The 15,465-nt window shown below is 71.2% G+C and carries 13 protein-coding genes; 4 read left to right on the top strand and 9 right to left on the bottom strand.

Annotation, left to right across the window (positions count from 1 at the left end):
• Nucleotides 1–109: 109 nt before the first annotated feature.
• Nucleotides 110–1,600, bottom strand: a complete 1,491-nt coding sequence (locus OG927_RS02995; protein WP_124283118.1) for an LVIVD repeat-containing protein — start codon at nt 1,598–1,600, stop codon at nt 110–112.
• A gap of 175 nt (nt 1,601–1,775) precedes the next feature.
• Between OG927_RS02995 and OG927_RS03000 the strand changes: the two genes are divergently transcribed.
• Together OG927_RS03000 and OG927_RS03005 are read left to right on the top strand one after the other, a co-directional pair.
• Nucleotides 1,776–2,447, top strand: a complete 672-nt coding sequence (locus OG927_RS03000; protein WP_124283117.1) for a DUF305 domain-containing protein — start codon at nt 1,776–1,778, stop codon at nt 2,445–2,447.
• Between the two features lie 89 nt (nt 2,448–2,536).
• Nucleotides 2,537–3,916 (top strand): FAD-dependent oxidoreductase, encoded by a 1,380-nt coding sequence (locus tag OG927_RS03005; RefSeq protein ID WP_056795109.1) that lies wholly within the window; start codon nt 2,537–2,539, stop codon nt 3,914–3,916.
• Between the two features lie 19 nt (nt 3,917–3,935).
• Here OG927_RS03005 and OG927_RS03010 read toward each other — a convergent pair whose 3' ends face one another.
• The 8 genes from OG927_RS03010 to OG927_RS03045 form a co-directional block, all read right to left on the bottom strand.
• Nucleotides 3,936–4,277, bottom strand: coding sequence for an ArsR/SmtB family transcription factor (locus OG927_RS03010; protein WP_056795115.1), 342 nt, complete (start codon nt 4,275–4,277; stop codon nt 3,936–3,938).
• A gap of 49 nt (nt 4,278–4,326) precedes the next feature.
• Complete coding sequence (locus OG927_RS03015; RefSeq protein ID WP_124283116.1) at nt 4,327–5,064, bottom strand: class I SAM-dependent methyltransferase; 738 nt, start codon at nt 5,062–5,064, stop codon at nt 4,327–4,329.
• Between the two features lie 29 nt (nt 5,065–5,093).
• A complete protein-coding gene (locus OG927_RS03020) occupies nt 5,094–6,200 on the bottom strand; it encodes an NADH:flavin oxidoreductase/NADH oxidase (RefSeq protein ID WP_330319648.1) in 1,107 nt (368 codons plus the stop codon).
• 196 nt (nt 6,201–6,396) lie between these two features.
• The gene (locus tag OG927_RS03025) at nt 6,397–6,795 is read right to left on the bottom strand and encodes a hypothetical protein (protein ID WP_056795126.1); all 399 of its coding nucleotides are present in this window, start codon (nt 6,793–6,795) and stop codon (nt 6,397–6,399) included.
• Between the two features lie 337 nt (nt 6,796–7,132).
• Nucleotides 7,133–9,535: a beta-xylosidase/alpha-l-arabinosidase gene (locus OG927_RS03030; RefSeq protein ID WP_330319649.1), complete on the bottom strand. Its 2,403-nt coding sequence runs from the start codon at nt 9,533–9,535 to the stop codon at nt 7,133–7,135.
• Nucleotides 9,536–9,587: 52 nt separating this feature from the next.
• Nucleotides 9,588–10,484 carry a carbohydrate ABC transporter permease gene (locus OG927_RS03035; protein WP_056795133.1) on the bottom strand — a complete coding sequence of 299 codons (897 nt, stop codon included), beginning with the start codon at nt 10,482–10,484 and terminating at the stop codon, nt 9,588–9,590.
• Between the two features lie 4 nt (nt 10,485–10,488).
• Nucleotides 10,489–11,415, bottom strand: a complete 927-nt coding sequence (locus OG927_RS03040) for a carbohydrate ABC transporter permease (protein WP_330319650.1) — start codon at nt 11,413–11,415, stop codon at nt 10,489–10,491.
• A 2-nt stretch (nt 11,416–11,417) separates the two neighbouring features.
• Complete coding sequence (locus OG927_RS03045; protein ID WP_206431877.1) at nt 11,418–12,662, bottom strand: extracellular solute-binding protein; 1,245 nt, start codon at nt 12,660–12,662, stop codon at nt 11,418–11,420.
• Nucleotides 12,663–12,875: 213 nt separating this feature from the next.
• Between OG927_RS03045 and OG927_RS03050 the strand changes: the two genes are divergently transcribed.
• A complete protein-coding gene (locus OG927_RS03050; protein ID WP_079099254.1) occupies nt 12,876–13,934 on the top strand; it encodes a LacI family DNA-binding transcriptional regulator in 1,059 nt (352 codons plus the stop codon).
• 386 nt (nt 13,935–14,320) lie between these two features.
• Nucleotides 14,321–15,409 (top strand): WD40/YVTN/BNR-like repeat-containing protein, encoded by a 1,089-nt coding sequence (locus tag OG927_RS03055; protein WP_056795142.1) that lies wholly within the window; start codon nt 14,321–14,323, stop codon nt 15,407–15,409.
• The last annotated feature ends 56 nt before the right edge of the window (nt 15,410–15,465 follow it).

Raw genomic sequence — 15,465 nt, forward strand, 5'->3', positions numbered from 1 at the left:
TCTCCCCCTGCGGCTCACCGGTCAACGAGATAAGCGTGCCCCGCCGGGTGGAGCCACCCGGCGGGGCACTGCTGTTCCCGTGCGCGGGGTACGGGGAGGAGCGGGCGGGTCAGCGGTCGAAGTAGTCGGGCTGCGTCTGCACGTTGAGCTCCTGCAGCCGCACCTTCTTCGCCGGGTCCGTCCGCCGGTCGTCGAGCTTCAGCACGTCGAAGCCCTTGGCGATGTCGTTGGAGTAGATGTAGCCGTTGTAGTAGTACGCCGACCACGGGCCGGCCGTGGTGACGGCAGCCGTGGAGACCGGACCGCGCTCGAAGTACGCGATCTCCTTCGGCTTCGAGGAGTTGGTGAAGTCCCACACGGAGACTCCGCCCTGGTACCAGGCCTGGACCATCAGGTCGCGGCCCTTGACCGGGATGATCGAACCGTTGTGCGCGACACAGACCTCGGTGTCGGCCTGCGGCCGGTCGATCTTGAAGTAGCTGCGGAAGACCAGCTTGCGGTGGTCGCCCCTCCCGATGATGTCGTAGATGCCGTCGGCACCCCGGTTCGGGCCGATCGCGTCGTTGCAGGTGGCCGCTCCGCCGCCGCCGAGCTCATCGGTGAAGACGACCTTGTCCGCACCCTGGTTGAAGGTGGCGGAGTGCCAGAACGCGAAGTTCACGTTGTCCTGGACCCTGTCGATGATCTTGGGGTTCTCCGGGTCCTTGATGGAGAACAGCAGACCGTCGCCCATGCACGCCCCTGCTGCCAGGTCCTTCGAGGGCAGCACCGTGATGTCGTGGCAGCCGGTGGTCTTGGAGACGCCCGGGTTGGTCGGCGCACCCGGGTTGCCGCCGTCCGCGAAGAGCACCGGGAAGTTCACGATCCGGGACTTCTCGGGGGCGCTGCGCGGCACCTTGATGACGGAGATCCCGTCGTGCGGCGGCTGGCAGTCCGGGAACGTCTCGTTCGGCGAGTACGAGGAGACGTACACGTAGACGCTCTTGCGCTCGGGAATGATCGTGTGGGTGTGCGAACCGCACGCGGTCTCGACAGCGGCGACGTACTTCGGGTTGCGCTTGTCGCTGATGTCGAAGACCTTCATGCCCTCCCAGGAGGACTTCTCCGTGGCGGGCTGCGTGGTGCTGGCACAGGAGTTGTCACTGCGCGAGGAGTCGGTGGACAGGAAGAGCAGGTCTCCCGAGACCGAGATGTCGTTCTGCGAGCCGGGGCACAGCACCTGTGCGACGGTCCTCGGCTTCTTCGGATTGCTCACGTCGAAGATCCGGAAGCCGTCGTAGTTGCCTGCGAAGGCGTACTTCCCCTGGAACGCGAGGTCCGTGTTGGTCCCCGCGAGCGCGTCCTTGGGGACGTTGGCGAGGTGCTCGATGTTGTCGCTGTGGACGATCTCGTCCACGCCGGGTATCTCACCGCTCTTGATCGCGGCTTCGGCCTCGGCCTGCTGACTCACGGATATACCGCTGCGGGTGGCGGCGGTGTCACCCGGGTCGGGTGTCGCGGCCGCGGGTCCGGCCGTCAGCAGAGTGGCGATGAGCCCGGCCGCGGCTGCCGCCACACCCAGACGTCTGCGCCGCACGCTGGTGGTGTGCAACGAGGTCACTGCGTCCTCCCTAGTGTCCGTTCGTTGAGGAACGGTTCCTGGACCCCGGCAGTATCGTCCCTCGCATGTACACACCAACAGATGGCAACAGAGACGTAATAAAAGTTTTTGATCATTGCCCTGTGGAAGGTGTTAGGACGGTCTGCAACACAACCATGTGGCACAGGAGGTCGCCGTGCTGATCCACCGTCGGACCACACGCGGACGCGCAGCCGCACTCACGGCCACGCTCGCGGCCGCCGTACTCGCCCTGAGCGCCTGCGATGCGGGCAGCGGCGGCGACGGGGCGGACGACGCGGCGGACAAGGGCCTCACGGTGGTGGCGCCCGGGAAGCCGGGTGAACCGGCCGGCACGATGTCGGCCGAGGACGCGCTGAAGGCCGTCGCCGGGAGCGACGCCCCCAACTCGGCGGACTTCCGCTACACCAGGATGATGATCGGGCATCACGAACAGGCCCTCGTCCTCACCGCGCTCGTCCCCGACCGGGCCTCCTCCACCCCCGTCAAGCGGCTCGCGGAGCGCATAGCGGCGGGGCAGAGGCCGGAGATCGCCGCCATGCAGGGGTGGCTGACGAATCACGGCGGGGACGAGCGCGAGGAGGCGCACGAACACTCCGCGATGCCCGGGATGGCGTCCGACGCCCAGCTGGAGCGGTTGCGCGCAGCGCGGGGCAAGGCGTTCGACACGCTGTTCCTCGAGCTGATGATCACCCACCACCAGGGGGCGGTCACCATGGCGACGGAGGTGCTGGCGGACGGCAACAACGTGCTGGTGGAGGAGATGGCCAATGACGTCGTCGCCCAGCAGACCGTCGAGGTCGACCGGATGCGCGGACTGATGCCCTGACGGACCCGCGGGAACCGGGCCCGCGCCGCACCTCCCCGGTTCCGCGCCGCGGTGCCATGCTGGAGGCATCCTGCGGGAAGAGGTGCGCCGTGCTCCGTGTCGCAGTCGTCGGTTCGGGTCCCAGCGGGGTCTACACGGCCCAGGCCCTGCTGCAGCAGTCGCGGGTCCCCGATGTGCGGGTGCACGTGCTGGACAGGCTCCCCACGCCCTACGGTCTGGTCCGCTACGGCGTGGCGCCCGACCACGAGAAGATCAAGTCGCTCCAGAGCAGCCTCCGGGCGGTGCTGGAGGACGAACGGATCACCTTCGTCGGGCACGTCGAGGTCGGCGGTCCGGGCGGTCTGTCACCCGCCCGGCTGAAGGAGCTCTACCACGCGGTGGTCTACTGCGTCGGCGCGGCGGCGGACCGCCCGCTGTCCGTCCCCGGGGAGGACCTGCCGGGCAGCTTCTCGGCCACCGAGTTCGTCTCCTGGTACAGCGCCCACCCGGACGCGGCCGCCGACGGCTTCGCGCTCCACGCCGGTTCGGCCGTGGTGGTCGGGGTCGGCAACGTCGCGGTCGACGTCGCCCGGATCCTCGCCCGCGGTGCGGCCGAGCTGCGGGCCACCGATGTGCCGCGGGCCGCACTGGACGCGCTCGGCTCGAGCCGGGTGCGCGACGTGCACATCGCGGGCCGGCGCGGTCCCTCGCAGGCGAGGTTCACCACCAAGGAACTGCGCGAGCTCGGTGCGCTGCCGGGCGTCCGGATGGTCGTGGACGGTACGGAGCTCGCCCTCGACCCGGCCTACGCGGCTCCGGCGGGCGGGCCGGGCACGCCGCCGCTGCCCGCCGTGGTCCGGCGGAATCTGGAGGTGCTGCGCGGTTGGTCGCAGAACCCGCCACCCGCCCCGCACGGCTTGGAGCGCCGCATCCGGATGCGGTTCTTCCTGCGCCCGGTGGAGCTGCTGGAGCGGGGCGGGCGGGTCGCCGGGGTCCGGTTCGCGCGTACGGCTCCGGACGGTGCCGGGGGCGTACGGGACACCGGCGCGTACGAGGACGTCGAGGCCCAGCTGGTCCTGCGGGCCGTGGGGTACCGGGGGACGCCGCTGCCCGGGCTGCCCTTCGATCCCGCGCACGGCACCGTGCCGCACCTCGCCGGCCGGGTGCTCAGGGACGGCGTGGCATCTCCCGGGGAGTACGTTGCCGGGTGGATCAAGCGCGGCCCGACCGGTGTGATCGGTTCGAACAGGTCGTGCGCCAAGGAGACGGTCGCCTCACTGGTCGAGGACGCTCCGCTGCTCGTGCGCGGAGACGTGACCGCCGATCCGCTGGAAGCCCTGCGGGCATCGGGTCAGTTGCCGGTGGAGTGGGACGGCTGGCTGTCGATCGAGCGCGCCGAGGCGGAGCTGGGGCGCTCGCTGGGCCGGGGGCGAGTGAAGATCCCCGACTGGTCCGGTCTGCTCGACGCGGCGAGGGGCGAGGGCCGCTGAGGGGCGCGCCGGGGAGGTGTCAGTCCTCGCCCAGTCGCTTCGCCTGGAGGTCCGCCGCACCGAGAACACTGGAGAGCAGCCCGGGGAAGAGGGTGTCCAGGTCCTCCGTCCGCAGACCGCTCAGCTTCGCGGTGCCCCGGTAGATCTGCTGGATGACGCCGCTCTCGCGCAGCACCCGGAAGTGGTGCGTGGTGGTGGACTTGGAGACCGGGAGTTCGAAGCGTGAGCAGGCCAGTTCGTCCGCCGCGCCCGCCAGCTGGCGCACGATGCGCAGCCGTATCGGGTCGGAGAGCGCGTGGAGCACCCCCTCGACGCGGATCTCCTCGCGTGCGGGATGGGCGAGCGCACGGGCGTTCGTCACGGTGGCTCCATTCGTCCAGGAGCGACCATTGTACGAGACCTGTCGTATTTTAACGACGGGTGGCGACCACCAACCGGGCGCGCGGGCTGCCGTCCGGGCGGCGGCCGAGGTCCTCCATGGGCAGCAGCCGCACCTCGAATCCGGTGCGTACGAGATCGTCCACGACCGCGGGCAGCGGGAACGTGCGGTAGTACATGACGAATCGCGGATGCCACAGGGCGTTGCGCAGCCGCATGGCCGCGTCGAAGCCGAACAGCGACCAGTAGGCCCGGGAACCCACCGCGGGTGGGGCGCCGACCGGGAAGACGAACCGGCCGCCGGGGCGCAACGAGGCGTGCACCTGGCCGAACAGCCCGGGCCGCTCCCGCGGCAGGAAATGACCGAACGCCCCGAGGCTGAGGGCCAGGTCGAAGACCGGCGCGAAGGGCAGTGCCCGGGCGTCGGCCCGCACATAGTCCACGGCCGGTCCGTCGCCGGGCACGGGGGTAGGCCCCTGCCCGGCCTGCGCGACGGCGAGCATGCCCGCGCTGAAGTCGACCCCGGTGACCCGCTCGCCGCACAGCCGGCGCAGGACGCCCACGCCCGCTCCGGTGCCGCAGCAGACGTCGAGCCCTCGCGCGAAGGGACCGAGCGGCCGCACGGTCCCTTCGACGGCGTCGAGGACCCGGTCCGGGGTCCGGTAGGGCGTCCGGTCGAACTTGGGGGCGAGCAGGTCGTATCCGCGCATCGTGGAGGAGAGCGCCTGAACGGCCAGTTCGCGGAGCGTGGGTCCCTGTGGAGTGAACATCGCGGCACAGCGTACCGACAGAGGAAGCGTCAGACCGCCCGGCCGTACTGTTCGGGTACCGTCACGTCGCCACCGAGCGCTCGCGCGGCACTGCGGGCGAAGTAGGGGTCGCGGAGCAGTTCCCGGCCGAGGAGCACCGCGTCCGCACTGCCGTCGGAGAGGATCTTCTCGGCCTGCACCGGGTCGGTGATCAGCCCGACCGCGGCCACCGGAAGACCCGTCTCGGTACGCACCCGCTCGGCGAACGGCACCTGGTAGCCGGGGCCGACGGGGATCCGCGCGCCCGGGGCGAGCCCGCCGGTCGAGACGTCCAGCAGGTCGACGCCGTGCGCCCGCAGTTCGCGTGCGAAGCGGACGGTGTCGTCGGCGGTCCAGCCCTCGCGTCCGTCGTCCGCGTTCTCGGTCAGCCAGTCGGTGGCGGAGATGCGGAAGAGCAGGGGGAGCTCCTCGGGCCACACGGCCCGCACCGCGTCCACGACCTGCAGGGCGAAGCGGGTGCGGTTCTCGAAGGAGCCGCCGTACTCGTCGGTGCGGCGGTTGGTGTGCGGGGAGAGGAACTGGCCGATCAGGTAGCCGTGCGCACCGTGGATCTCGGCGACGCGGAAGCCGGCCGCGAGCGCCCGGCGGGCGGCGTCCGCGAACTGCGCGACGACCTGCTGGATCTCCTCGGTGGTCAGCTCCCCGGGCACCGGGTGGCCCTCGTCGTACGCGACAGGGCTCGGGGCGACCGTCTGCCAGCCCTCGCCGCCCGGGGTTCCCGCGTCGACGGGGCCGCCGCCGCGCCAGGGGAGGTCGGTCGACGCCTTGCGTCCGGCGTGGGCGAGCTGGATGCCGGGAACGGTCCCCTGGCGGGTCAGGAAGCCGGTGATGCGACGGAAGGCCTCGACCTGCCGGTCGTTCCATATGCCGAGGTCCGCGTGGCTGATCCGGCCCTCCGGGCTGACTGCGGTGGCCTCCACCAGGATCAGGCCGGTGCCGCCCGCCGCGCGGGCGGTGTAGTGGGCGAAGTGCCAGTCGTTCGCCGTGCCCGCGTCCGGGCCTGACGCCTCCGCGCTGTACTGGCACATGGGCGCCATCCAGATGCGGTTGGGGACGGTCAGTGACCGCAGGACGTAGGGCTCGAAGAGTGCACTCACAGGGGTCTCCGCTTCTTCGGAATGCGACGGACGGGCAGGGACGGACCCCGACACGACGGGCCGCCCACTTGTACGAGATTCACCGTACTACGAGATTCACCGTAGTACGAGATTCACCGTAGTACGAGAAGCGCCGTACAAAGAGGCACCGCCGGATGCCGGGCACCCGGACCGGCATGCCCCGACTCCCCCACCTTCAGGGCCGCAGCCTGCGCCTGAGCCTGATGTCGGCACCGGCCTCGTAGACCTGGCTCCAGCTGCGCCCGCCGCCCGAGGTCCATGTCACGTGCACGTTCTCCCCCTGCGGGCGGACGGACTCCACCGTCATGAGCCGGTCGCCGTCCCTGACGTCGCCGCGGAGGAGTTCGCCCGCCTTGACGGTGACGGGCTCCCCCGACCGTGCGTTCTCCGCCTCTTCGGCTGCCCCGACGAGCGCCGCGGCCAGTGCCCTGGCCGCGGCCGGAGAGCAGGACCAGGAGGCGTGAGCCGCCGGGCCCTTCAGCAGGATCGCGACGCGGACAGGTCCCTCGGCCGGGCCGGGGACCACCTCCAGCGCCACGCCGCGTCCCTCGGTGTCCTCGATCTCGATGCTCATCCGTGTCGCCTCCTCGTCCCGCTCCGGTCGGCACGGCTCCGCCGGAGATTCTCCGGCGGGCCCAGTCGGCTGGGATCGAGGCCGCCGGCGTCCACCACGAGGTCGTTTCTGCGGCACCACCGTCGGGTCGACCCACGCATTTGAGCACATGCGCGCCGGCCCGGCCGAAGAGGTGTGCTGTGCCGGTGCGGTGGACACCGTCCGAGGTGTCGCGGGCCCCTGCCGGTTCGCGTTCCCTCGCAGGCCCCGGTGGCAGGGATCGAAAGTTTCGAGGGCGTCCTCGCACACCCCCGGAAGGAGTGTGCGAGGACCGGCGGAGACGGCCGCCCCCCACCCGTCAGACCGCCGTGTGCACCGGTTCCGTCGTCGTGGCGCAGACCAGGCGGCGCCGGTGGTCGACGGACCGTTCCGGACCGGTGAGGCGCAGTCGTACCGTGTGCCGGACGTCGGCGGCGTCGCTGGAGGCGGCGAAGCGCAGCTCCAGGTCCCCGGGCTCGACGATCCGGTGACCGCCGACCCCGGTGAACGAGACCAGGTCCGCGTGGAAGGCGAAGCGGACCAGCCGCGACTCCCCCGCGGCCAGCGGCACCCGGACGTAGCCGATCAGCCGGGACTCCGGGCGCGTGGTCTGGGCGACCGGGTCGTGGACGTAGAGCTGGACCACCTCGGCGCCCTCCCGGTCACCGGTGTTGGTCACCGTGATCCCGAGGTCGCAGGCACCGTCGGTGGGGAGCTCGGCCGGGACACCGGTTCCGGGCTCCCACGCGAACGACGTGTACGAGAGCCCGTGGCCGAACGGGTAGAGCGGTGTGGGATCCAGATTGCTCACCCCGTTGGCCCGGCCCAGCGGCGGCTGCAGATACGTCCACGGCTGCCCGCCCGGACCGTGGGGGACGCCGACGGGCAGCCGCCCGGAGGGGTTGACCCGCCCCGAGAGCACACCCGCCAGCGCCGGACCCCCCTCCTCACCGGGGAAGAACGCCTGCACACACCCGGCCAGCCGGTCCGCCCGGCCGCCGAGCGCGTACGTCCGTCCCGTCAGCAGCACCAGGACCACCGGCGTGCCCGTCGCCAGCAGTGCGTCGAGCAGCTCGCCCTGGAGGCCGGGCAGCGACAGGTCGGACGCGTCGCAGCCCTCCCCCGAGGTACCGCGGCCGAACAGCCCCGCCCGATCGCCGAGTACGGCCACGCAGACGTCGGCGCCCGCGGCCAGTCCGGCGGCCTCCGGGATCCCGGAGGCGTCCGTACCGTCCACGTCGCAGCCCCGGGCGAAGTCGACGCCCGCGTCGGGGAACTCCTCGCGCAGCGACTCCAGCACCGTCGGGACGGCGATCCCCATCGGCACGTCGGGGTGCGAGACCCCGACGTGGCTGGGGAAGGAATAGCAGCCGAGCATGGCCAGCGGGTCGTCGGCACGGGGTCCCACGACCGCGATCCGTCCGGTGCCGGTCAGCGGCAGGGCGTCACCGGGATTGGCCAGCAGGACACAGGAGCGCTCGGCCAGGAGCCTGGCCAGCGCCCGGTTCCGGGGCGGGTCCAGATCCACGGTGCCGCGGGCCGCCTCCGGCTCCGCGCCGTCGGGCACGCCGGGCAGCGGGGGCCGGTGCGGGTCGAGCAGTCCGAGCTCGCACTTCTGGAGCAGGACGCGGTGCAGGGCGCGGTCCACCAACTCCTCGGCCACCACTCCGTCGCGTACGGCGGCGACCAGGGCGTCGCCGTAGCTGCGCACGGTGGGCAGCTCGACGTCGACCCCGGCGGTGAGCGCGAGACGGGCGGCGCCGGCGCGGTCCGCGGCGACCTTGTGCAGGGTCTCCAGGAAGCCGATGCCGAAGTAGTCCGCGACCACCGTTCCGGTGAATCCCCAGGTGTCCCTGAGGAGTCCGGTGAGCAGGGCCGGGTCGGCGGCGGCCGGGACCCCGTCGATCTCGGCGTACGAGTGCATCACCGAGCGGGCGCCGCCGTCGCGGACGGCCATTTCGAACGGCGGCAGGATCACATCGGCCATCTCCCGGGCGCCGGCCCGGACCGGGGAGAGGTTCCGCGCACCGGCCGACGCGGAGTAGCCCGCGAAGTGCTTGAGCGTGGCGACGATCCCGGCGGACTCCAGGCCCCGGACATAGGCGGTACCGATGGTGGCGACCAGGTAGGGGTCCTCGCCGATGGTCTCCTCGACCCGTCCCCAGCGAAGGTCCCGGACCACGTCCAGGACGGGGGCGAGCCCTTGGTGGACACCGACCGACCGCATGTCGTTGCCGATCCGGTGCGCCATCTCGGCGACCAGCTCCGGATCCCAGGCCGCGCCCCAGGCGAGCGGGACGGGGTAGGCGGTGGCGCCCCACGCGGTGAAGCCCGCCAGGCACTCCTCGTGGGCGAGCGCCGGGATCCCGAACCTTCCTGCCTCGGCGATCCTGGCCTGGGCCCTGGCCAGGGCGACGGCGCCGACGCCCGGGTCCACCGGTGCGGTGCCGAACGGCCTGGTGAGCTGGCCGAGTCCGCGGGTCGTGAGCTCCTCGAAGTCGACGGGGTCGACCATGTCGTTCTGGTGCGGTGCGACTCCGTCGCCGTCCGCGTCGGCGCCCACCCAGACGCCGTACAGCTGCGCGGCCTTCTCCTCGAGCGTCATCCGGGCCGCCAGATCGGCCACCCGCTCCTCGGGGCTGAGTGACGGGTCGCGCCACGGGCCGTCTACGGCGGGGGCCGGATCGGCCGGTCGGGCGTGCGGGACGGGGGTCATTGCCATGGCGGCAGGGGTTCCTCTCATGAGTGCGGTGGTCCGGGGCGGCAGGGGCGTCCTATTTGCCGCCCACCCCCATCAGTCCGTTGACCAGCGCCCGCCGGGCCACGAGGTACACGGCGAAGATGGGTACGACGGAGAGGACGATCGCGGCCAGCACGGCGGGGATGTTCACTCCGAACTGGGACATGAAGTTGAACAGCCCCAGCGTCAGGACGCGGTTCTCCTCCGACTGCGTGAGGATCAGCGGGAAGAGGAAGCCGTTCCATGCCTGGAGCGCGGAGAAGATGGCCACCGTGCTGATCCCGGCCTTGGACAGCGGCACCGCGAGCTGCCAGAGCATCCGGAAGGGTGAGGCCCCGTCGAGGGACATCGCCTCGTACATCTCCTCGGAGACGTCACGCATGGTGCCACTGAGCACCAGGACCGCGACCGGCATCGAGAAGGCCGCGGTGGGCAGGATGATCGCGTACAGGGTGTCGTACAGGCCCATCTTCCCGATCAGCAGGTACAGCGGCACGATCACCGCCTGCGCCGGGATCGCCACGCCGAGCAGGAAGGTCCGGAAGGCGAGCGACGAGAGGCGGCTGCGGGTGCGCACGGCCACGTACGCCACCGGGACGGAAAGCACGAGCACGAGGGCGACCGTGGCCACCGCGACGATCGCGGTGTTGCCGAGCAGCGCGAGGAAGCCGCTGTCCAGCACGGTGCCGTAGTTGTCGAGCGTCGGATCGGTCGGGAAGGCCAGCGGGTCGCCGTTCAGCGCCTCGTCCTGCCGCATCAGCGATGCGGAGACCAGCGTGTAGAGCGGCACCAGGACGAGGACGAGCCAGACCAGGGAGCCCAGGCCGGCCAGCGGGTTGCCCCGCCTCCTGCGACGGCGGGCCGGGGCGGGGCGGCGCGGGGCCGCGGGCGATGCGTGCTGCGGTGCAGCGGGGCGGGTGTCGGTCGACATCTCGTCACATACCTTCCCGGGTGGACCGCATGGATCCGAAGCCGCTGAAGCGGACCAGGATCAGCGACAGACCGGTGGCCACGACGACGAGGGCGGTGGCGATGGCGGCCGCGTAGCCGAGGTCGTAGGTCTGGAAGCCGGTCCGGTACATCAGATAGGGCAGGATCGTCGTGTCCGTGCCGGGACCGCCCTTGGTCATGATGAGCACGGTGTCGAAGTACGTCAGCGAGCCGACGATCATCAGGACCGACGAGGTCGTCATGGTGTGGCGCAGCTGCGGCAGCGTGATGTGGAAGAACTGCCGCACCACGCCCGCGCCGTCGATCGACGCCGCCTGGTAGAGGACTTCCGGGATCTGCCGGGCACCGCCCTGGTAGATCAGCGTGTGGAAGGGCATGAACTGCCAGCCGCCGACGAACGCCACCATGAGGAGGGCGCCGGTGGACGAGCCCATGACGTTGGGGTCGACGCCGATCCAGGGGCCGATCTCCTTGATCACACCGAAGTTGGGGTCGAGGAGGGCGTGGAAGAGCATGGCGATCGCGGTCGTGGAGAGCAGCAGCGGGATGAAGAAGATCGCCGACAGCACGGCCCGGCTGCGCTGGCGGCCCGCCGCCCAGACGCCCAGCAGCAGGGCCACCGGGGTCTGGAACGCCCAGCTGATCGTGGTGAGCAGGAGGCTCAGCCAGGCGGCCTGGCCGAATTCGGAGTCCTTGAACAACCGGGTCCAGTTGTCCAGGCCCGTCGGGGTCGGGGAGTTGAGCCCGTCCCATTCGCAGAAGGAGAGGTAGACGGCGATCGCCAGGGGGACGATCGCGAAGACGGCGAAGAAGAGGATGCCGGGGACGGCCCAGCCGACCGGGGGGCGGCCGACGTTGCCGACGGCCGCCTTCCTGTCTCCGCGCCTCTTCGCTGGAGTGTGGTGGGACATCGTTACCTGGTGGCCTTCATCGCTTCGACGAACTTCTCGGGAGTCGTCGTGCCGGCGAACAGCTTGCTGATCTCGGTGAGCATCGGGGTGGCGTACTGGGCCTCCAGCGCCTGGTCCCACGAGAGGGTGAAGCTCGGGGCCTCCTGGACCATCTGGTACTGGTCGTTCGCGAACTCGGGGTTGGGCGAACTGCTCAGCAGCGAGGCCGCGTTGGAGGTGGTGGGAATGTCACCGTTGTCGACGACGGCCTGTGCGTAGGTCTTCGACGCCATCGTCTTCAGGAACGCGATGGCGGTGTCCTTGTGCTTGGTGCGGGCGTTGACGGACCAGTAGTTGGTCGGGTTGCCCACCACGTTCGCCGGGTCGCCCACTCCGCCCGCCACCGTCGGGAACGCGGTCCAGCCGAGGTCCTTCTCGGCGAATTCGGGTGCCTTGCCCAGCTGGGTCGAGTACTCCCACGAGCCCATGAGGTGCATGGCGGCCTTGCCCTTGTTGAGCAGGGTCGGGGCTCCGCCGTTGCCGTAGTCGACCGAGTTGAAGTTCTTGCCGAAGGCGCCGTCGTCGATCAGCTCCTTGACGGTCTGCGCCGTCTTGAGCACCGCGGGGTCGCCCCAGCCGTCGGTGTCGCCGTTCTGGATCTTCCGGAAGACCTCGGGTCCGCCGATCCGGTCCAGCAGGTACTCCATCCACATCAGCTCGGGCCACTTGTCGGCCCCGCCCAGGGCGAAGGGGATGATGCCCGCGGCCTTGAAGGTGGTGATGGCCTTCTGGAGGTCCTCCCACGTCTTGGGGACCTGGAGCTTGTGCTCGGCGAACAGGGACTTGTTGTAGAAGAGCATCACGGGCTGCATGCCGCGCATCGGCACCCCGTAGATCTTCCCGTCGAGACTGCCCGCGGTCATGATCGACGGCAGGAAGCCGTCCTTGAGCGTGGCGTCGTTCTTGACGGTCGAGGTGAGGTCGACCAGGTCCTTCGAGTCGACGTACGGCTTGATGGAACCGCCGCCCCAGTTGAAGAAGATGTCCGGGGCGCTGGGCGAGCCCATGGAGCTGCGCAGCTTGTTCACGTAGTCGGTGCCGGGTACCGACACCAGCTTGACCTTGACGTCGGAGGTCTTGTTGAAGGAATCGACCGCCGCCTGCTGAACCTTGACCGCGTCGTCGCCGTAGACGTACGCGGTGATGCTTCCGCCGCCCCCGCCGCTGCCCCCGGAACCGCAGCCGGCCAGCAGACCGGCCATGGCCATCGCCGCGCCGGCCGCGACCCATCTCGTCCCACGTGTACCTGGAGTGAAAATGCCCGACCGCATGACCGCACCTCTGTCGAATGTTTCGGCGTGACGTTCGAATGTTGCCGGAACCGTACGGTCGGGTTTCGGGCCCGTCAAGAGGGCGGGAACGAGGTTTTCGGAACCGTGCCCGGGCAGGTGTCCAGGGCGGCGGGAGGCTACGATTCGTGCATGAGCCCCGCAAAGGTCCAGCCCCCACAGGAGAAGGCGCCCGTCGACGAGTCGTCGGAGAGCACCGCCACGCTGGCAGAGATCGCCCGAGCGGCCGGAGTCTCGGCTCCGACAGTTTCGAAGGTGCTGAACGGCCGGGCCGACGTGGCCCCCGGTACGCGGTCGAGGGTGGAGGAGCTGCTGCTGCTGCACGGCTACCGCCGCAGGCGCGGCGCGTCCCAGCAGTCCCGGCTCATCGACCTGGTCTTCCACGAGCTGGACAGCGCCTGGGCGATGGAGGTCGTCCGGGGCGTGGAGAACGTCGCCCGGGAGGAGGGGCTCAGCCTGGTCCTCTCGGAGAGCGCCGGGCGGCTCACCCCCGGCCAGACCTGGGTGGACGGCGTCCTGGCGCGCCGTCCTGCCGGAGTCATCCTGGTGCTGTCGGACCTCGACGCCGCACAGCGCGCCCAGCTGAACAGCCGCTCCATCCCGTTCGTCGTGGTGGACCCGGCGGGCGATCCGGGTGACGACATCCCCTCCGTCGGGGCGGCCAACTGGCAGGGCGGCCTGGCCGCCACCCGCCACCTGACGGGGCTGGGGCACCGCAGGATCGGCGTGATCGGGGGCCCGGCCCGCATGATGTGCAGCCGCGCCCGGCTGGACGGCTACCGGGCCGCCCTGGAGACCTCGGGGCTGCCGATGGACGCCGGGCTCGTCCGCGAGGGCGAGTTCAACCACGAGGACGGTTACACCGCGGCCCTGGAACTGCTGCGCCTGCCGGAACCGCCCACCGCGATCTTCGCGGGCAACGACCTCCAGGCGCTCGGCGTGTACGAGGCGGCCCGCGAGCTGGGGCTGCGCATCCCGCAGGACCTCAGCGTGGTCGGCTTCGACGACCTGCCGCTCACCCGCTGGATCGGCCCGCCGCTGACCACGGTGCGCCAGCCGCTCATCGAGATGGCGGAGACCGCCGCCCGCCTGGTGCTCGACCTCGGCAGGGGCCGTCAGCCCGCGACCACACGGGTCGACCTGGCGACCAGCCTGGTGGTCCGCAGCAGCACGGCCCCTCCGGCCCGATGACGGGGCCGGCACTGCCCCCGGAACGCCTGCTGCTGGAGCCGTACACCCGGGCCGACGAGGGCGGGTTCGCGGCACTGTTCCGGCATCGGCAGCAGTAGACGTCGGGCCGACGCACCTGCCGGAGGGCCGCGCCGCCCAGGAGCCGTCGCGGTGCCCGCGTGCCGGAGCGGCGACCGGTTGGCCCGTGCGACGTCCCCCGGGCCGCCCGGAGGCGCGCCCACATCGGGGCGCGACGGACGGAGCGGGCCCACCCGGCCCCCGTCACTGCCCCGTCCCGACCGCCTTCGCCGCTGCGACCTGCGCGAACACGGATCCGCGCGCCCTTGTCAGTGCCCGGGTGCAGACTGACCCGTATCCGGTACAACGGCGTTTCGGGAGGTCGTGTCATGACCGAGGTTCTGCTCACCGTGGGCACCCGCAAAGGACTCTTCATCGGGCGCAGGCGAGGTGGCACGTGGGAGTTCGGCGAACCGCACTTCAATGCCCAGGCGATCTACTCGATCGCGATCGACACGCGCCGCAGCGGGTCGCCCCGGCTGCTGGTCGGGGGCGACAGCGCGCACTGGGGGCCCTCGGTCTTCCACTCCGACGATCTGGGCGCGACGTGGGTCGAGCCGCAGCAGCCGGCGGTGAAGTTCCCCCCGTTCACCGAGGCGTCGCTGGAGCGGGTCTGGCAGCTGCAGCCGGCCGGCCCCGAGGCCCCCGGCGTGGTCTACGCGGGGACCGAGCCCGCCGCCCTGTTCCGGTCCGAGGACGGTGGTGAGTCCTTCGAGCTGGTCCGCCCGCTCTGGGAGCACCCCACCAGGTCCAAGTGGGTGCCGGGTGGCGGCGGCGAGGGCCTGCACACCATCCTGACCGACCCCAGGGACGCCCGGGCGGTGACCGTCGCCGTGTCCACCGCCGGAGTGTTCCGCACCGAGGACGGTGGCGAGCGGTGGGTCCCGTCCAACAGGGGTGTGTCCGCGGTCTTCCTGCCGGATCCCGATCCCGAGTTCGGCCAGTGCGTGCACAAGGTCACCCGGGACGCGGCCGACCTGGACCGGCTGTATCTCCAGAACCACTGGGGCGTGTTCCGCAGCGACGACTCCGGGGGCACCTGGAAGGACATCGGCGCGGGGCTGCCCTCGGACTTCGGATTCGCCGCCGCCGCCCATCCCCACCGCGCGGACACGTTCTACGTCTTCCCGATCAACGCCGACGCGGACCGCGTTCCCGCCGGTCACCGCTGCCGGGTGTTCCGCACGCGGGACGCGGGAGAGACCTGGGAGCCGCTGACCCGGGGCCTGCCGGACGGCGACCACTACGGCACGGTGCTGCGTGACGCGCTCTGCACGGACGACGCCGACCCTGCGGGCATCTACTTCGGCAATCGCAACGGCGAGGTGTACGCGAGTGCGGACGACGGGGACAGCTGGCAGCAGCTCGCCTCGCATCTGCCCGACGTGCTGTGTGTGCGGGCGGTGGTCCTCGACTGACGGGAGCGCCGCGATGGGGCCGCGGCGCCGTCGCACAGCTGTCGGGCCCCGGGCCC

This window comes from Streptomyces clavifer, from assembly GCF_036345975.1.
GTDB classification, from domain to species: Bacteria; Actinomycetota; Actinomycetes; order Streptomycetales; family Streptomycetaceae; genus Streptomyces; species Streptomyces clavifer.